This window comes from Rhodococcus sp. BP-349, from assembly GCF_019835845.1.
Lineage (GTDB): Bacteria > Actinomycetota > Actinomycetes > Mycobacteriales > Mycobacteriaceae > Rhodococcoides.
The window spans coordinates 439,539-456,254 of the sequence record NZ_JABUDR010000001.1; the positions used below are offsets into that span (position 1 = coordinate 439,539).

18 protein-coding genes are annotated in these 16,716 nt (G+C 69.0%); 13 read left to right on the plus strand and 5 right to left on the minus strand.

Annotated elements, in window-relative coordinates; translation table 11 throughout:
* Positions 1-32 precede the first annotated feature (32 nt).
* Together HQ325_RS02130 and HQ325_RS02135 are read left to right on the plus strand one after the other, a co-directional pair.
* The gene (locus HQ325_RS02130; RefSeq protein ID WP_222626504.1) at positions 33-1,136 is read left to right on the plus strand and encodes a hypothetical protein; all 1,104 of its coding nucleotides are present in this window, start codon (positions 33-35) and stop codon (positions 1,134-1,136) included.
* 112 nt (positions 1,137-1,248) lie between these two features.
* Positions 1,249-2,193: an Hsp70 family protein gene (locus tag HQ325_RS02135; RefSeq protein WP_222626505.1), complete on the plus strand. Its 945-nt coding sequence runs from the start codon at positions 1,249-1,251 to the stop codon at positions 2,191-2,193.
* 3 nt (positions 2,194-2,196) lie between these two features.
* On the opposite strand, the gene HQ325_RS02140 is transcribed toward HQ325_RS02135, so the two are convergent.
* Positions 2,197-2,640: an ATP-binding protein gene (locus HQ325_RS02140; protein WP_222626506.1), complete on the minus strand. Its 444-nt coding sequence runs from the start codon at positions 2,638-2,640 to the stop codon at positions 2,197-2,199.
* Between the two features lie 49 nt (positions 2,641-2,689).
* On the minus strand, positions 2,690-3,220 hold the full coding sequence (locus tag HQ325_RS02145) for a DUF6328 family protein (RefSeq protein WP_222626507.1): 531 nt from the start codon (positions 3,218-3,220) through the stop codon (positions 2,690-2,692).
* Between the two features lie 212 nt (positions 3,221-3,432).
* Between HQ325_RS02145 and HQ325_RS02150 the strand changes: the two genes are divergently transcribed.
* The 3 genes from HQ325_RS02150 to HQ325_RS02160 all read left to right on the plus strand — a co-directional run bounded on the left by HQ325_RS02150 (position 3,433) and on the right by HQ325_RS02160 (position 7,106).
* On the plus strand, positions 3,433-4,707 hold the full coding sequence (locus tag HQ325_RS02150; RefSeq protein ID WP_222626508.1) for an EAL domain-containing protein: 1,275 nt from the start codon (positions 3,433-3,435) through the stop codon (positions 4,705-4,707).
* 76 nt (positions 4,708-4,783) lie between these two features.
* Entirely contained in the window at positions 4,784-5,431 is a 648-nt protein-coding gene (locus tag HQ325_RS02155; RefSeq protein WP_222626509.1) for a PhoU domain-containing protein, read from the plus strand.
* Between the two features lie 271 nt (positions 5,432-5,702).
* Positions 5,703-7,106: a sugar transferase gene (locus tag HQ325_RS02160; protein WP_222628797.1), complete on the plus strand. Its 1,404-nt coding sequence runs from the start codon at positions 5,703-5,705 to the stop codon at positions 7,104-7,106.
* Between the two features lie 9 nt (positions 7,107-7,115).
* Here HQ325_RS02160 and HQ325_RS02165 read toward each other — a convergent pair whose 3' ends face one another.
* Complete coding sequence (locus tag HQ325_RS02165) at positions 7,116-7,385, minus strand: ANTAR domain-containing protein (protein ID WP_222626510.1); 270 nt, start codon at positions 7,383-7,385, stop codon at positions 7,116-7,118.
* Positions 7,386-7,578: 193 nt separating this feature from the next.
* Here HQ325_RS02165 and HQ325_RS02170 point away from each other — a divergent pair, with 193 nt between their 5' ends.
* The 4 genes from HQ325_RS02170 to HQ325_RS02185 are packed head-to-tail and all read left to right on the plus strand — an operon-like array spanning position 7,579 to position 11,286.
* A complete protein-coding gene (locus HQ325_RS02170) occupies positions 7,579-8,325 on the plus strand; it encodes a GAF domain-containing protein (protein ID WP_222626511.1) in 747 nt (248 codons plus the stop codon).
* Positions 8,322-9,062, plus strand: coding sequence for an ANTAR domain-containing protein (locus HQ325_RS02175; protein WP_222626512.1), 741 nt, complete (start codon positions 8,322-8,324; stop codon positions 9,060-9,062). Before HQ325_RS02170 ends, HQ325_RS02175 begins: the two co-directional genes overlap by 4 nt.
* A 41-nt stretch (positions 9,063-9,103) precedes the next feature.
* A complete protein-coding gene (locus tag HQ325_RS02180) occupies positions 9,104-10,522 on the plus strand; it encodes a cytochrome P450 (RefSeq protein ID WP_222626513.1) in 1,419 nt (472 codons plus the stop codon).
* A 23-nt stretch (positions 10,523-10,545) separates the two neighbouring features.
* Positions 10,546-11,286, plus strand: coding sequence for a hemerythrin domain-containing protein (locus tag HQ325_RS02185; RefSeq protein WP_222626514.1), 741 nt, complete (start codon positions 10,546-10,548; stop codon positions 11,284-11,286).
* On the opposite strand, the gene HQ325_RS02190 is transcribed toward HQ325_RS02185, so the two are convergent.
* Complete coding sequence (locus tag HQ325_RS02190; protein ID WP_222626515.1) at positions 11,270-12,094, minus strand: GAF and ANTAR domain-containing protein; 825 nt, start codon at positions 12,092-12,094, stop codon at positions 11,270-11,272. The genes HQ325_RS02185 and HQ325_RS02190 overlap by 17 nt on opposite strands.
* Before the next feature lie 226 nt (positions 12,095-12,320).
* On the opposite strand from HQ325_RS02190, the gene HQ325_RS02195 reads away from it, so the two are divergent.
* Positions 12,321-13,067, plus strand: a complete 747-nt coding sequence (locus HQ325_RS02195) for a GAF and ANTAR domain-containing protein (protein ID WP_222626516.1) — start codon at positions 12,321-12,323, stop codon at positions 13,065-13,067.
* Here HQ325_RS02195 and HQ325_RS02200 read toward each other — a convergent pair.
* Positions 13,052-13,777, minus strand: coding sequence for a TetR/AcrR family transcriptional regulator (locus HQ325_RS02200; protein WP_308014221.1), 726 nt, complete (start codon positions 13,775-13,777; stop codon positions 13,052-13,054). The genes HQ325_RS02195 and HQ325_RS02200 overlap by 16 nt on opposite strands.
* 82 nt (positions 13,778-13,859) lie before the next feature.
* Between HQ325_RS02200 and bluB the strand changes: the two genes are divergently transcribed.
* Genes bluB through HQ325_RS02215 form a run of 3 tightly spaced genes read left to right on the plus strand, consistent with a single transcriptional unit; the run spans position 13,860 to position 16,684 of the window.
* Positions 13,860-14,507, plus strand: a complete 648-nt coding sequence (bluB, locus tag HQ325_RS02205) for a 5,6-dimethylbenzimidazole synthase (protein WP_222626517.1) — start codon at positions 13,860-13,862, stop codon at positions 14,505-14,507.
* Between the two features lie 9 nt (positions 14,508-14,516).
* The gene (locus HQ325_RS02210; RefSeq protein ID WP_222626518.1) at positions 14,517-15,863 is read left to right on the plus strand and encodes a putative nucleotidyltransferase substrate binding domain-containing protein; all 1,347 of its coding nucleotides are present in this window, start codon (positions 14,517-14,519) and stop codon (positions 15,861-15,863) included.
* Positions 15,860-16,684 carry a Fic family protein gene (locus HQ325_RS02215; protein WP_222626519.1) on the plus strand — a complete coding sequence of 275 codons (825 nt, stop codon included), beginning with the start codon at positions 15,860-15,862 and terminating at the stop codon, positions 16,682-16,684. The genes HQ325_RS02210 and HQ325_RS02215 overlap by 4 nt, the downstream gene beginning before the upstream one ends.
* Positions 16,685-16,716 lie beyond the last annotated feature (32 nt).

The following is a 16,716-nucleotide window of genomic DNA, read 5'->3' on the forward strand; positions in this document are numbered from 1 at the left end:
GACCATCGAGAACGATTGGCGGACGACGACACATGCACATCGTGCTGGGAATCTCGGCGACGAGTGACGAGGTGACGGCGGTCCTCGTCGACATCGAACTGCCTCGCCTCGGACCTGTCGACGAGCGCACCACGCCGATGCACACAGGGTCACCCGCCGAGGTGGCGGAGGCGGTCGTGACCGCGATCGGCGTCATGAGACTCCGAGCCTCGCGCGCAGACCTGCTCGTCACCGACGCTGCCGTCGTCCTCGACTCACCCGCGTTGCGCGAGCCCGTCGAGTCCGCGCTGGCCGACGGTCACGTGCGGGACGTGGTCATCGTCGATGCGGTCGACATCGATCCGAGCCTGGAACCGGCCGTCGCCGTCGCGCTGTGGGCCGATCTCGACGCCGGTGACGCGACCACCGGTCCGATTCCGGTGGTGCTACCCGAGCCGGTCGACACGTCGACACGCGAGAGGCGCCGGGGATTCGCGGTGGTGGGCGCGGGAGTGGCGGCTGTGGTTCTGGCAGCATCGTTCGCGGTGTGGGCAGCGACGGGATCGCGGGTGCCCGAGCCCGCCGGCGTTGCTGAACCACTGTCCACGTCGGCCGCAGAGTCGGGCGACGGCATCGCACCCAATCCGGCGGCGCCCGCGGGATCGAGTTCCACGGCTGTCCCGGCACCCGTGAGCGGCGACACCCCGGCCGCGGACGCCCTCACCGGTGTCCGACCCGGGGTCACTCGGCAGAACGGCGCCGTGTCGGTGCCCGACGCCGCGACCCCCCTACCGGGAACGTCGTCCTCCGCGCCGACTGTCGGCAGGTCGACGAGCGGCGGTGCCACTCGTGCCGGCTCGACGGGTTCGGGTTCGGGTTCGGCGGGTTCGGGTTCGACGAGCGGTGGGGCCGCGGGCGGGGGTTCGACAGGGGGTGGGTCCACGAGCGGTGGTGTCACCGCCGGTGGGTCCGGGGGCGGCGACTCCGCCGGTGGTGCAGCCGGCTCGGGGGGCTCGAACTCGGGCTCCGAGGAGCCACCCGAGCCGACAGGTGGTACGTCGACGGGTGAGCAGCCCGCGGGCCAGGACACGCCGACCGACTCGCCCGGCTCCGACTCTGCCCCGTCGGGCGAGTCCGGAACCGCGTCCGACGAGTGACGCCTCGACTCCTAGTGAAACCAACCAAACTTTACCAATAGCCACCGAGAACCGACCTTTTCCCTGTTCGAGCGCCTAGGCTTCGGCACGGAACACCAGGAACGGGGCGGGTATGCGAGCAGTGGTAGGAATCTCACTCGGGGCGTCGGCGATACGAGCCGCGGTGATGGATCCCATGGGTCGTGCGCTCCTCGGAACCGAGACCGTCGCTGTGGTGCGAGGGAGTGATCGACTCGAAGCTGCTGTGGACGTGGTCGATTCGGTCTGCGCGCGCCACGGCGCGGATCGCGACGCCGCCGTGCTCGTCGTGCCGGACGAGCCACGGTCACGTGTGGGAACCATTTCCCTGTCGGTCCACACCGGCGGATGTGTCCGCCTCGCTTCGGAACTCGGCGCTCAGCTGATGTATCTCAGGATGCGCGGCCTTGTCGAGTCCGGTTCGACGATCGCCGTCGTCGACATGGGGAAGACCGGTACGTCGGTGTCCGTGGTCGACGTGGCCACGGGCTTCGTCAAGGACGCGACCTGGACCGATCGTTACCGGGGCAGCGCCTTCGCCGACAGCGTGCGCGAGCATCTCCTGGCCGCGTACGGTACCGCGGAACCACTCTCTCCCCACGATTCTCAGCTGTTGACCGAGGGTGTTGAATGGGCGATGGAGATGATCGCCCTGCACCGTGTCGTGCGGGTCGGCGGCCCGTTCGTCGGTGGCACCGTCAACGTCTGGCGGACGACGGTGGACCGGCTGATGCTGGACTACGTCACCGAGGCGGCCGAGTGGGTCAGTGATGTGGTGCGCAGGGGTGCGCACCGGGTCGATGCCGTGGTGCTGGCCGGGGGGCCGGCGAATCTTCCGCTGCTGCGCGGTGTGTTCGCCCGCGAGTGGGGCTCTGCCCTGGTGATGCCCCAGGATCCGCAATCGATCGCCGCGACGGGTGCCGCACTTCTCGCTGCGCGGCGGTCCGAGTCGCCCTTCAGTGCGCCGTTGCCGCTCGTGCCGACGCAATCGGTGCCGTCGCCAGTGCTGTCGACGCGATCCAGGCACGCACTGGTCTGACCGTCAGGCCGCGTCCCACCGCATCCGGACGATCGTGCCGTCGGCGGACGAGTCCACCGACGCCTCGTGCGCGAGTGCGTGAATGAGGGGAAGGCCCCTGCCGCGGCGCGGGTCGTTGCCGTTGTCCACCCAGGATCCCCGGTCGGTCACGTCGATGATCACCTCGCCGGCGCGCGGAGTGCGCGCTTCGAGGCCGACCGTACGGACGACGGTGTCTGCGGAGCGTTCGTAGGCGTGCTCCACGCTGTTGGCCAACGCCTCGTACGTGGCCAGTGTGATGTCCTGGCACAAGTCCTCGTCGAGGCCGCACCGGCGGAGCCACGCCAGCACGGCCGTGCGTACTCCGGTCAGCGCCCGCGGTTCCGCAGGGATGTCGTGCATCACCAGGTCGCCGGTCACGTCGGCACGGTCGGTGACCGGGTGGTCGTCGGCGACGTCGGTGATCATGGAAGCTCTGTACCCACTGCGCGGACATTCTGCACATCCATGGTCGAGATCACTCGCCCGAAACGGACCGATCGTCCACCGGACCGAGCCGGCGGCGCAGCGACACGGGAAGGACGAGGCAGACCGTGACGAACAGAGTCGCCGCCACCGCGCACGCGACGATGCCCGCGGTGGGCCCCACCACGAGGTCGAAGATGAGCAGCGGTACACCGGACATGGCGACGCCGAGCAGGACGAAGCCTGCGAGAGCGAATCGGTTGGCGTGATCGACGAGCTGTCGTAGCGCCCGCCGACGGAACAGGATCCTGTGCAGCGCCACCGGTGCGACCAGCAGGATGGTGGCGGTGACCGACGCTCCGAGAGTCACGAGGTAGACGGCCTGCTCGTAGGTCTGCAGTTCGGGGAACCGAGCCTGGAACGGGAGGGTCAGGAGGAAGCCGGTGAGAAGCTGGATACCCGTCTGCACCACGCGCAGCTCCTGCAGCAGGTTCGACCAGTTGCGATCGAGTCGTTCCGTCTCTGTCTCGTGCCGCTCGCGCGCGTTCCAGTCCGACCCCGTCAGGGGCCTCTCCGCTGTCATTCGGTGATACTACGGCTGCACCTCCGTACCCGGCGTCGTGCCTGTTTGACGGCTTGTACGATGACTCGACAGAGGATTGGGTGAAACCTTTTCCGGCCCGCGACCGATACGGGCCTCGGACAGGTACGAATCACTGAAGATCCGGGGGGTCACGGTGTCGGGACACGCCACGCTGGAACCATTCAGAGGTGGCCTCAACGAACGGACACGTCATGCAGAGGAGCGCACTCCGGCGCCAGAGTGAGTCGGCTCGGCACTATGTCGACTTCTCGGCCACGGACTCCACGCTGCAGACTCTCGCGACGCTCGCGGCCACCACCCTGGGATTCTCCGGCGCTCAGCTCAACATCCTCGACGAGGACGTCCAGTACACCCGAGCTCAGCACGGAGGCCCCTTCCCACACACGTTGCCGCGCTCCGACACCGCCTGTCAGCACGTGGTCACGTCGGCGGAACCTGTCGCGGTCTCGGACTCCCGACTCGACCGGTTCTCGAACGAGCCGGTGCTCGCCGCCACCGCTCGAGCCCTCCACGCTCTGTCTCTCGGGTCCTACGTCGGAGTACCGCTCCGCGGACGCGAGGGCCTGATCATCGGCACTCTCTGCGTGCTGGACACCGAGCCGCATCCTGCGAACGAGTACACGGTCAGCACCCTCACCGAGTTCGGCCGAGTGGTCGAGACCCATCTCGAGGCGTTGCGTGGTCACGGTCGCACGAAGAGTCCCGGGTGCATCCGCGCCGTCGCGGCGGCGATCGATCGAGGTGAGATCACGCCGTTCTACCAGCCGATAGTGGACGTGGCATCGGGTGCTGTCACCGCGGTGGAGGCTCTTGCCCGGTGGACGCGTCCGGGCGACGGCGTGACGCCGCCGTCGATGGTAGGTCCGGCCGACTTCCTGCCCACCATCGAGGGCAGCGACCTCGAGATCGACGTGGACCATGCGGTTCTCGTCGGCGCGCTGGTCGACTTCGAACGATGGATGTCCGTGTCTCCCGAGCTGGACCTCCACGTCAACCTGTCCGCACGGCACCTCGCGGCACCCGACGCTGTACACCATCTGATCGACATCGTCGCCGCGTCCGCGGTACCGGCGACGCGGGTGGTCTTCGAACTGACCGAGACGGTGTCGCACGCCCGTCCGGCGCGAGCCCACGACTTCGTCAGCGCCCTGCAGGCCGCCGGATTCAGGGTGCTGCTCGACGACATCGGCATCGGCTTCTCGTCGCTCGAGCGCCTCGTCGACTTCCCGGTCGACGGTTTCAAGATCGACGCGGGAATCGCCCGTACGTTGGGTACGGCTGCCGGCGACTCGTTGATCCGCGCACTGGCCGGATTCGCTGCCGACACGGGACGCGCCCTGGTGGTCGAGGGAATCGAAAGTGACCGCCAGGTCATGTCCGCCCGTCATACTGGGTGCACTCGCGTTCAAGGATTTCTCTACTCTCGTGCGGTACCCGCGCGCGACGTTCGCTCTCTTCTCGGTTAGAGCGCGAACTCGTGGGTACTCCCCACAGTCGCGTCCTTCGGGACGCTGCGACGGGACGGCCAGAATCGGGGACACCATGCGCAACGCGTACACAGCTCAGCTCGAGGGATTGAACGACGACCTGTGCGCCCTCGCACAGGCCGCGGAGACCGCCATGCGGGACGCCAGCAGGGCTCTGCTCGACGGCGACCTCCTGGCCGCGGAGTCCGTCATCGCTCGCGGCGAGGCGCTCGGTGAACTCGGAGCTCGGTGCGAGGATCAGGCCGTCACCGTGCTGGCGTTGCAGGCTCCCGTCGCGGCGGATCTTCGGCGGGTCTTCTCCGCGGTTCGCATCAGCAGTGACCTCTCACGAATGGTCGGACTTGCCGTCCATATTGCCGAAGCGGCGCGCCGCCGTTTCCCCGAACCTATTGTTCCCGATCATCTCCTCTCGCATTTCCGAGAGATGAGCGAATTGTGTCTCGACATGTCCGGTCGAATTGTCGACGCCTTGCGCACGAGTGACCTCGGGCGTATCGATCGTCTCAGTTCGCAGAACGACCGGGTCGATAACTTGAAGACGACGGTCGTCGACTCGGTCTCCCGTGACGACGAGGCGCAGGACGTGATGAATGCCGTGGACATCGCGCTGCTGGGCCGTTATTTCGAGCGCTACGCAGATCAAACGATCGACGTCGCGTCGCGGATCGTGTTCTTCGTCAGTGGGCGCAAGCAATTGACGTGATGCAACGTCGTCATTCGTTCGACTACATTTCGTGTGAACTCACGGTGTGATTCACGGCACTGTGTTCACCTGAGCGGGCATTGCCGCAAAGCAATATGCTTTTGCCTGCCGCCTCGACTTCGGGCGAACAGTTCAGCTCGAACGGAACGAGGTTCACGTGTCTGCTCCCAGCCCGGCGGAGAGCGAGTCGGCCGAGCGCGGCGACGTCGCACCTCTGCGGGCGCGACGGCTGCGTCGGGCGACCTCGCGGCGTGACTGGGAGCGGGCGTACATGGACCGGCTCCGGGTGACCGACGTCCTCGTCGTCGTCGCCGCAGTCGCCTGCGCACAGGTGGTGCGTTTCGGTCGGCCGGACCTCGAGGCGCCCCGTGCGGCGTTCGACTACACAGTGGTCTCGGTCGCCCTGGCCCTGACCTGGATCACGTTCCTCGCGATCTTCCGCACGCGGTCGCCGCGCGTGCTCGGCGGAGGAGCCGAGGAGTACCGGCGCCTGCTGTCCGCCACCTTCCGACTCTTCGGGCTCGTCGCCATCATCTCGTTGCTCTTCCGCTTCGAACTGGCGCGCGGCTACCTGGCCATCGCGCTGCCGGTCGGGCTCCTCGGTCTCCTCTTCACGCGGTGGCTGTTCCGCAGGCACGTCGCTCGTGGACGTCGCCGCGGCGACTATCAGACCTCGGTCATCATCGTGGGCAGTCACAGCTCGGCCCTCTCCATGGCACGGTCGTTCAATCGTGACGGGAGTGCCGGCTACGCCGTGGTCGGCGTGTGCCTGCCGCGTACCCAGTCGGTCACCGAGGATCAGCTGTCCGTCGACGGTCTCGAGATCCCCGTCCTCGGCAACGAGAACGACGTCCTCGACGCCATCGAGAACACGGGCGCGGACACCGTCGCCGTCACTGCGACGGACCACATCGGTCACGAGGGCATCCGCCGCATGGTGTGGGACCTCGAGAAGAAGAACGTGGATCTGGTCGTGGCGCCGGGTGTCGTCGACGTCGCCGGCCCGCGCCTGCACATGCGACCGGTCGCCGGCCTGCCTCTCATCCACGTCGAGAAACCGCAGTACAACGGCGCGAGCCGCTTCGGTAAGACGGCCTTCGACATGGTGTTCGCCGTGCTGGCCCTCGTCGCCGTGGCCCCGCTGTTCCTCGTCGCCGCGGTTCTGGTCAAGACCACCAGCAAGGGGTCGGTCTTCTACCGGTCCGAGCGCATGGGCCTCGACGGCACTCCGTTCCAGATGATCAAGTTCCGCTCGATGGTGCAGGACGCGGACGCACGGGTGTCGGAGCTGTTGGCCCGCAACGACAGCGAGGGCGGTGTGCTGTTCAAGATGCGCGAGGACCCGCGTGTCACCGCGGTCGGCCGTGTGATGAGGCGGCTGAGCATCGACGAGCTCCCGCAGTTCTTCAACGTGCTGCGCCGGGAGATGTCGATCGTGGGCCCACGGCCGCCGCTGCGCCGCGAGGTGGAGACCTACGACGGTGACGTGCGCCGCCGGCTGTTGGTCAAGCCCGGCCTCACCGGGCTCTGGCAGGTGAGTGGTCGTTCCGACCTGTCCTGGGAGGAATCGGTGCGACTCGACCTGAGCTACGTCGAGAACTGGTCCATGACGGGTGATCTGCTGATCGTGCTGAAGACTCTCAAGGCCGTCGTCGGTAGCGACGGCGCGTACTGAGTCGACCTATCACCGGATGGCCGCGAGCACCTCGGCAGCGATCTCGGGCATCGTGACGGATCGCGACGACGCCGTCGATGCCAGTCTCGCGATCGCGACGGGTGCCTCGCATCCGTGTCTTACCATGAGTGCCCCGACGGCGAGATCGATCGCGGCACGGGCGTCGAGGGACGACCGGATGCGCTCGGTGACCACGGCCCCCAGGCGTTCGAGCAGGACGAGCTCGTCCCCGGCCGCACGAATGCGTTCGTGCAACGGCGGCTCTCGATCGCTCGTCATGGTCTCCGTGTTTCTCGGTCGATCGTCCGTTCGCCTGTTGGCTCGTTCACGAGTGCAACGGTGCGGGAAAACTCTACGCCGGTCGCCCGCGGAGTCCAGACTTGTCGCTACGGTTGACTCGCGGCACACGGGGCATTCTCCGCGTCGCCGGACAACGGTGTGGACGTCGATCGACGAGGAGTGAGTGCAGGTCATGACGACGCGATCGGGTGGTGACGACGACGCGCACGGACCGTTGTCCATCACCGACATCGCCGATCTGTGCCGCAGTGTCGTGCAGTTGGTCGAGGTGGACGGCGCCGCCATCACCGTCATGAGCGGCACCACGCGCGAGCTGGTCTACGCCACCGACGCGGTGTCGCAATACCTCGACGAGCTCCAGTTCACCACCGGTCAGGGACCCTGCGTCGATGCCTTTCACCGCGGCCGCACGGTGTTCGTCACCGATCTCGACAACGAGGCCGAGGAGCACTGGCCCGGGTTCGCCGCCGACGCGTCGGACGGGGGCGCGGCAGCGCTGTTCGCATTCCCGCTGCGCGGTGGCGCCACCGTGTTCGGCGTGCTCGAGCTGTACCGAGCGACCGTTGGTCCACTGAGTGACGAGTACGCGGCGGTGGCTCAACTCACGGCGGATGCTGCGGCGGTCAGCCTGCTGGAAGCCTTCGCACCGGGGTTCGGCTCGGGGCAGTCGATCGTCGACATGTCCGAGGACTCGGTGCTCGACGATCACCGCACCCGGCCGTACGTCAACCTCGCCGTCGGCATGATCACGGTGCAGATGCGCGTCTCCCCGACCGAGGCGCTCGCCCGGTTGCGGGCCGCCGCGTACTCGGCTCGACGCCCCGTCGACGACATCGCCCGTGACGTGGTCGAGCGCAGAGTGCGCTTCTCCACCGACGACACCGCGTCGGACTCGACGACGAAAGGACAGCCGTCGTGACTTTCCCGCCCACTTTCGATCCGCCCGGCACCGGCCCCGTCGGGGACACCGACGTTCCGTCCCCGGTCGTCGTCCTCGCGGAGCTGACGGGCCATCTGGCCGCCGGGGTCGATGCCCCCTACCTTCTCCACCTCCTCGCCACCCGTACTCGCGAGGCTCTGCGGGCCGCCGCGGTGTCGGTGGTCTTCGACGGGTCCGGGTCGACGGACCTCGACCTGGTGGCGGCGGCGTCGACGGGGATGCTCGATCGGTCACTGTCGGTGGGCGGTCCGGTGGCGATGTGCATGCGCACCGGAGCGGCTGTCCTCCTCGACGATCTCGAGAATGCCTCGGGACGCTGGCAGGACTACGCCCGCAGTGCTCGGGCGGTCGGCATCGGCGGCATGCGCGCCTACCCGGCTCGGATCGCGAATCGGGTCATCGGCGCCGTCGTGGTCCACACGTCGAGCCCGTGGCGGGCGCCGGGTCACGCCGCGGCATTCGTGCAGGCCGTCGCGGATCTGGCGGCACTCGCCGTCAGTGTCGACACCGAGGGCGACGTGCGCCTGTCGGTCGAGGCGACGCGGCGACAGCAGGTCCTCGAGGACGCCGCCGTGATCGATCAGGCCATCGGCGTGCTCGCCGAGACCCACGGCCTCGGGATCGGCCCCGCGACAGATCTGCTCGTCACCGACGCCCGCCGCTCACGCGCCTCACTCGCGGATCGGGCACGTGCGGTGATCGATGCCCTGAGCTGACCGGTCCGTTTCACGGCCCCCTGCCGGGGTACCGCACGTCCATGAGCGACACCTCGACCGACGACCGCCCCGCCGTCGCGCCGGCCGTCACCGGCCCACGGGCTCTCGCCTACGCGGCGCGGCTGATGGGACCCTCGATCACCTCGGGGGTGATCCTTCGTCGTCCGGCGGCCATGGCGTTGGCCGAGAAGGTCGACGCCGATGCGGCCACGCTGGCCGCGATGCGGGAGCTGCGACTCCGGTACGGCTCCGCGCCCGTGCACTTGGCTCTGCCCGGTCGCACCATCGCCGTCGTGCTCGACCCTGCCGATGTCCGGCGCATCCTCGTCGACTCCCCGGAGGACTTCACGGCGGCGAACCGGGAGAAGATCGGCGCGCTGGGACCGTTCCAGCCGCACGGTGTGCTCATCTCCCGTGGCCGGGTGCGCGACGAGCGACGTGCGTTCAACGAGCAGGTCCTGGACACCCCTCAGCCGCTGCACCATCTCGCGTCGGCGTTCGTGGCCGTGGTGGACGAGGAGGTCGACACTCTGCTGTCCGGTCCCCGTGCGGGAGCGCTGTCCGGTCCCGGTGCGGGAGCGCTGTCCGGTCCCGGTGCGGGAGCGCCGCGCTCGGTGTCGGCGGACGAGTTCCTGCAGCTGTGGTGGCGGGTGGTGCGCCGGGTGGTGCTGGGTGCGTCCGCGCGCGACGACGAGACGGTGACCGACCGTCTGCGCTCCCTGCGCAGGAACGGCAACTGGTCGTACTTCATACCGCCGCGACGACGTGCGCGGGATCGCTTCATCGAGGACCTGTACTCGTACGTCGATGCGGCGGAGCCGAACTCGCTCGCCGCCGTCGTCGCGCACAGTCGGGTGGGCGGTGCGGTGGACCCGGTGGGTCAGATGCCGCAGTGGCTCTTCGCGTTCGACGCGGCCGGTATGGCGACGCTGCGGGCGCTCGCGCTGCTGGCATCGCACCCCGACCTCGAGCGACGTGCCGTCGAGGAGGCGAGCGCGGGTGACGTCGGCCGTCCGCAGGCACTGCCGTTCCTGCGGGCGTGCATTCTCGAGTCGCTTCGGCTGTGGCCGACGACGCCGGCGATCCTGCGGGACTCGACCGTCGACACGGAGTGGGAAAGTTCTTCGAGCACCCGAGTGGTCCGTGCAGGTACGGCGTTCGCAATTCTGGCCTCCGGGTTCCACCGGGACGCGGACGCGCTGCCCTTCGCCGATCGGTTCTCGCCCGACATCTGGCTCGACGGCACAGCGGAGCAGTACCCGCAGCTGGTGCCGTTCAGTGCCGGGCCGGTGGTGTGCCCCGGTCAGAATCTCGTGTTGTTCACCGCGTCGTCGATGCTGGCGTCGATTCTCGCTCGGTCCGGGGTCGCTCTCACGAACCCCGCGCTCGCACCGTCGCGACCACTTCCCCCGACTCTGAACACCTACGGAGTCGAGCTGTCTCTCGAGCCCCGAACCTGAGCCGACGACCTGAAGGATCAGCTGTGACAGATCAACTTCCGTCCATCGCCACGGCCTCCGTTGCCGAGCTCGGCGGCCGCACCAGCGTGTTGACCCGGCAACGCGACGACCACATCGAGCTCGACCAGTTGCTCCACGAGCTCGGCGAGACGCCGGCCGCAGATCGTGCCGACGTGCTGAACCGCATCTGTCGGCTCGTCTTCCCGCACGCGTTCGCCGAGGAGTCGGTGCTGTGGCCCGCCATCCGGAAGTGGGTGCCGGACGGCGAGTCGCTGACCCTCGAGATCGAGCGCGAGCATCAGGAGATCAACGAGCTGTTCTCCACGCTCGAGGAGCAGGGCCACGGCACCGACGAGGGCAGCGCGCTGCTCGATCGCATCGTCGTCCTGCTGCGTGAGGACGTGCGCGACGAGGAGGACCGGCTGTTCCCGATGCTGCGCCGCGCGATGGACGACGCGCAGCTCCGTCGGCTCGGCGTGGCCTGGATTGCGGTGCGGCGCACGGCCCCGACGAGGCCGCATCCGGTGGTGGCCCGCCGCCCACCGGGCAACGTCGTCGCCGCGCTGCCGCTCACGGTGCTGGACAGATCGCGGGACGCACTGGACGTGGTGTCGAGGCGGGTGACCACGCCGTCGACGGTGCAGTTGCTGCAGCGCACCAGCGGACTGCTCGCGACGGTGGCGGGCGCGGTGGAACACGTGCCGCCGCTGACCCGAGGCGAAGACCCGTCGACGCGGTCGGGGCGCACTACTCGGCCGGAGTGACCTGACCCGACGGCACGCGCGTGTGCGCTGTCATCAGCAGCTTGCCGAGTTCGGTGGACAGAGCGTCCGGTGCATCGCCGAGCGAGCCGATGTCGCGGACCAGTTGCTCGGCGAGAGTCCGTACCTTGATGTTGGTGGTCTGCGAGCGCCAGAGCAGCAGGTCGAAGGCTTTGTCGGCCGACACGTTGAGTCCCAGCATCAGGGCGCCCTTGGCCTGCTCGATCGCGGCGCGGGACTCCATCGCGGCGGCATAGGTCTCGACCTGCCTGGCGGCGTGCTCGGAGTTCTCCGCGCCGGTCAGGGCCGACTGGGCGGCCTGCACGAACACCCGCATCGCGGACTCGTCGACGGAATCGAACCGGTGGCCGGTGCGGCTGTAGAGATTGAGGGCGCCGATGTGGGCACCACCCGAGGTGACGGGCGCGGACAGGAAACTCGCGACGTCGAGGTGATCGATCGCCTTCGCGAACACGGGCCAGCGCTGGGACACGTCGTCGAGATCGGCACGCACCACCTCGTGGGTCAACGCCGACTCGATGCACGGTCCCTGCTCGCTGCGGTACTGGGCCTGGTCCACCTCGAGGACGAACGTCTCGGTGCTCGCGGCGGTCTGCGGCCTGCCGCGGCGGAACACCGTGACGCCCGCTGCGTCGGCGTCGGGAATCGCCGTCACGACGCGCGCGCAGATCGTGTCGAGCGCGCCGTCGGCCGTGTGGGAGACGGCGAGCGCACTGTCCAGATCTGTCAGGGCCTCCGCCAACAGGGCCAACGCTCGTCGTTCGTCAGTGGTGTCCGCGCTGTCGGTCATGCCCGCATCTCCCGCCTTCGTCGATTCATCACTCGACGACCCGTACGCGGAGTGCGAGACCACCGTACCGCCGTCGGGCTGTCCGGTTATAGTTGCGCGGAAGGCGATACCCCGCCCGGCGTCCAGCAGTAGGCGTCGGCACCGGTGGGTGTCGCCTTTTGTCGTCCGGTCTGCGACGACCGAGTGACGACGGATGATGAGAGAACCGAAGGGATCAGCACCACACATGAGCAACGACGGTCGGCCGCCGAGCTCCGAGCACCTCGATCTGGTGCGCACTCTGGCCGAGCTGGCGCGCGAATTCGCCGGGTCGCGCCAGGTCCGGACGATCGACGAGGTTCTCGATCACGTCCTCGCGGTGTCGGTCGATCTGATCGACGCCGCGGATCACGCGTCGGTGCGGCTCGCGGCCGAGGTGTCGGGGCCTGTGGAGCCCAGCCGCACGAGCAGCGACATCGCGGCCGCATTCGACCGGGTGCAGAGGCGACCGGGGGACGGACCGACCGTCGATCTCCTGCATCGGTCCTCCGAGGCGGACGTCGACCTCGCTGCCGTCGTCGCCGGTCCGGTGCATCGTTGGCCCGGTCTGGCGGAGGCGGCCGACGCCGTCGGTGTCCGTGCGCTGGCCGCCGTACCGCTGGCGATGCACGAGCGCACACTGGGAGTGCTCACGCTGTACTCGTCGTCGACCGCGGCGTTCGACGAGGACAGCCTGACCGTGGCGACGGCCATCGCGGCGCACGCGGCCATCGCCGTGCAGAGTCTGCAGAAGGAAGCGCAGTTCCGGTCCGGTCTCGCGTCCCGCGACATCATCGGTCAGGCCAAGGGCATGCTGATGGAGCGGTTCGAGGTGGATTCGGTCCAGGCGTTCGAGATGCTCTCGAAGCTGTCGCAGAACAACAACCGACCGCTGCACAAGCTTGCCGCGGACATCATCGAGGCGGGAGCCAAGCTGCGCTACCCGTCCACCTGAGGCAGGGTGGCGGCGAGTCGGTCGAGCAGAGCCTCGAGCGCTTTCTCGAACTCGGGCAGGCCGAGATCGCGCGCCAGCTCCGCCTTCATCCGCACCACGGTGGGGAACTCCGTCGGGTCGATGTCGTCTCCGGGCTGAGCGGTGGCGCGGGGATCGTCGGGATCGTTGGGGTCCGTCGGACCGATCGAGACTCCCTGCGCCGAGACCTCGAGCAACAGCTGTCCGAGCAGGAAACTCGTGTACGAGCGGTAGGCGGCAGCCGCGGCCGCGTCGTCGAATCCCCATTCCTTCAGGCTGGAGAGGAAGTTCTCGAGCCACCGCACGCTGCGGAGTGGGGGCCGCACCCACGGCGCGCTGTTCGGCCGGGTCGCGATGAGCGGGAACACCTCGGGGTGTTCGAGCGCCATCCGTCGCACGCCGTGCGCCAGCCGCTGTAGGTAGTCCTGCCAGCTCGAGGCGCCCTTCATCAGCACCTGCGGGTCGCTGCCCAGATCGTCGATGACCTGGTCGACGATGCCGTCGAGCAGTTCTTCCTTGCCACCGAAGTAGTGGTAGAGCGCCATCGCCTCGACGCCGAGAAGCGCGCCCAACCGGCGCATCGTCAGATCGCGAGCACCGTTGTCGTCGATGAAGGCGATACCCGCCCGCAGAATGACGGTGCGGGTGAGCTGGCCTCTACCCGTGGGTGTCGTGCCGGGTGTCGAACTCACGATGAATCGACCCCCCGGTTGTCTCGAGACTCGGACGCACCGAGTGATGTCGACACTAGGCGTGTTCTGGCACGGTCTCCACATGAGCACCGAGCACCTGTCCGTGTACGACGCCATCGCCGCACGTCGGGACGTCCGACGCGAATTCAGCGGTGAGGTGGTCGACGACGCCGTCCTCACCCGCATCCTCACCGCCGCCCATCGCGCACCCAGCGTCGGGAACACCCAGCCGTGGGACTTCGTGGTCGTCCGACACCCCGCGACGCTGGGACGTTTCGCCGCGCACGTGGCGCAGTGCCGCGCCGAGTTCGCGGCGTCGCTGCCCGCCGATCGCGCGGAGACCTTCGACCCGATCCGCATCGAGGGGATCGAGACCAGCGGCACCGGCGTCGTCGTGACCTACGACGACACGCGCGGCGGTGAGCACGTCCTGGGCCGGGCGACGGTGCGGGACACGGGCCTGCTCTCCGTGGCCCTCGCCATCGAGAACCTGTGGCTCGCAGCGGTGTCCGAGGGTGTCGGCGTCGGGTGGGTGTCGTTCTACGACGAGGCGGTGCTGCGGGACATCATCGGCCTGACCGGCGACGACGCCGTGCGTCCCGTCGCGTGGCTGTGCGTCGGTCCGGTGACGGAGTTCCAGGAGGTTCCGGACCTCGAGCGGTTCGGGTGGCGTCCGCGTCGGCCCCTGTCCGACGCCGTGCACCGGGAACAGTGGGGCCGTCGGGGTTAACGTGGCCGGGTGACCTCCTCGCGTCGGCGTTCCCCGGTGAGCGCGCTGACGCGTCGCGGTGTCCCGATCAGCCGAGCCGACACCACCATCGCCGAGGCCGCCGACGCGATGACCCGGGCTCGGTCGAGCACCCTCGTCGTGCAGTGCCCGGACTCCGTCTGGGGAGTGGTGACGGACGGCGATCTGCGTCGCCGCGTGGTCGCCGCTGGTCTGAGCACCGCGGCGCCGGTGTCGGCCGTCGCGTCCGTTCCGGCCGTCACTGTCGACGCCGAGGTGCCCGTCGCGGAGGCGGCGGCCGTCGCGCTCGCCGCGGGTGTCCGCCGGCTGGTGGTACTCGACGCGAGTGGGACTGTGCTCGGCATCGCTCATGAAGAGGACCTGCTCTCGCCGGCGCTGCGTGCGGGAACAGCGCTGCGCACCGCCGTGGAGCGCGCGGCGAGTGTCGACGACCTGGTCGAGGCGTGCGAGCGCCTTCCCTCGGTCACGTTGTCGCTGAACGATGCTCGCGTCCCGTCCTCCGACGTGACCGCGGTGCGATCGTCCGTGGTGACGGCCACCGTGCGCCGGGCCGCCGAACTGCTGGGCGACGACGCGTCCACCTGGCTCGTCTCCGGAAGTGTCGCTCGGCGCGAATCGGTCCCGTCGTCCGATGTCGAGACGGCGCGGGTGGGCGGCCCGTCCCCGACAGGGTCGGACGTGCACGCCGTACTCGAACGCTGCGGTCTCGCAGCCGATCCCCACCACGCGAGTGCCGCGTCGCCGCGCTTCGTGCGGACGGTCGACGAGTGGTCCGGTGCGGTGGCGGGCTGGGTGGCCGATCCGTACGGGGACACGGGTGTCGTGATGCTCTCGCTCACGCTCGATGCGCGTCCGGTGGTGCCGGGCGGATGGACACCGGCGGAGCCCGCGCGCGCCGCGCTGGCCGACGCCGCTCATTCGCGTCTGCTGATGTTGCGTGAGGCGACGACGATCAAGGCGCGGGTGACGCTGCGGGACAAGCTCTTCCGTCGTGCGGACACGATGGACGTGAAGGCTGGGATCCTGACTCCCATCGTGGACATCGCGCGCTGGGCCGGTGTCTCCGCCGGGCACGACGCCGTGGGCACGCCGGCGCGGCTCGAGCACGGTGCCCGGGCGCAGGTGCTGTCCGAGGACGACGCCGCGGTGCTCGCGGAATCGTTCGACGTCGTCCAGCGCATCCGGCTGCGCCACCAGTGCGAAGCGCTGCGCGACGGCCGCCCCGTCGACGACCTGGTTCGGCCCTTCGATCTGACTCCACTCGACCGGAGCCTGCTCGACACGGCCGCGCGGGAAGTGGCGGGCGTGCAACGCGCCTCGGCCTACCGGGCTCGATGAGGCCGTCCGAGGAACATCCCGACACGTTCGCCGGACTCACCCCGGAGCAGTGCCACGCCGTCGATCAGGCCGTCGCCGCCGAACGGCTCGAGGGATGGCGTCCCACGCCGGCGGACCTCGCACTCCTCGTCGCCGAGTGTCGCGGCGAGACCGTGCTGCCGTCGGTGCGGGAGGGCCTGATCGGCGACGGCCCGGTGCGCGAATCTCGTTGGGCAGCACTGAGTCCGCGGCACACCCCGTACCTGCTGCCCGGATCGAGGACGCTACGCAACGTGCTGGGCATCGTCGATGCGGCCGCCCTGCACCGCGCGGAGAGCATTCTCACTGCACTGAGGCTGGTCCGCTGTCACGCCGGGCGGGCCGACCTCGGGAGCGCGGTGGGTGTGCACCGCCTGCTGAGCGTTCACCGCTACGTCTTCCAGGACGTCTACGTGTGGGCAGGCGACGTGCGCACCGTGGAACTGTCGAAGAACGGCACCGCGTTCGCGAGGTGCTCCGTCGTGTGGGACGGCCTCATGGGCGTGCACGAGACCATCCTGGGCGCCGACTGGGCGGCCGCCGACCGGGGGGAGCTCGCGTACCTCCTGAGCCGCACCTACGCCGACCTCAACCAGGTGCATCCCTTCCGTGAGGGCAACGGACGGGCCGCGACCATGCTGCTGCATCTGCTCGTCGCACCGACCGGGTTCCGGCTGGATCTGACCGACGTCGAGCGGCGGGACTGGATCGGCGCATCGCAGGACTCGGCACCGTTCCGCCAGGCCGGCGCACCGTCCGCACGCCCCTTCCTCCCCCTCTTCCTGCGCGCCCTGAGCTCGTAACGCACTCGCAACATCTCGATACATCACGGACA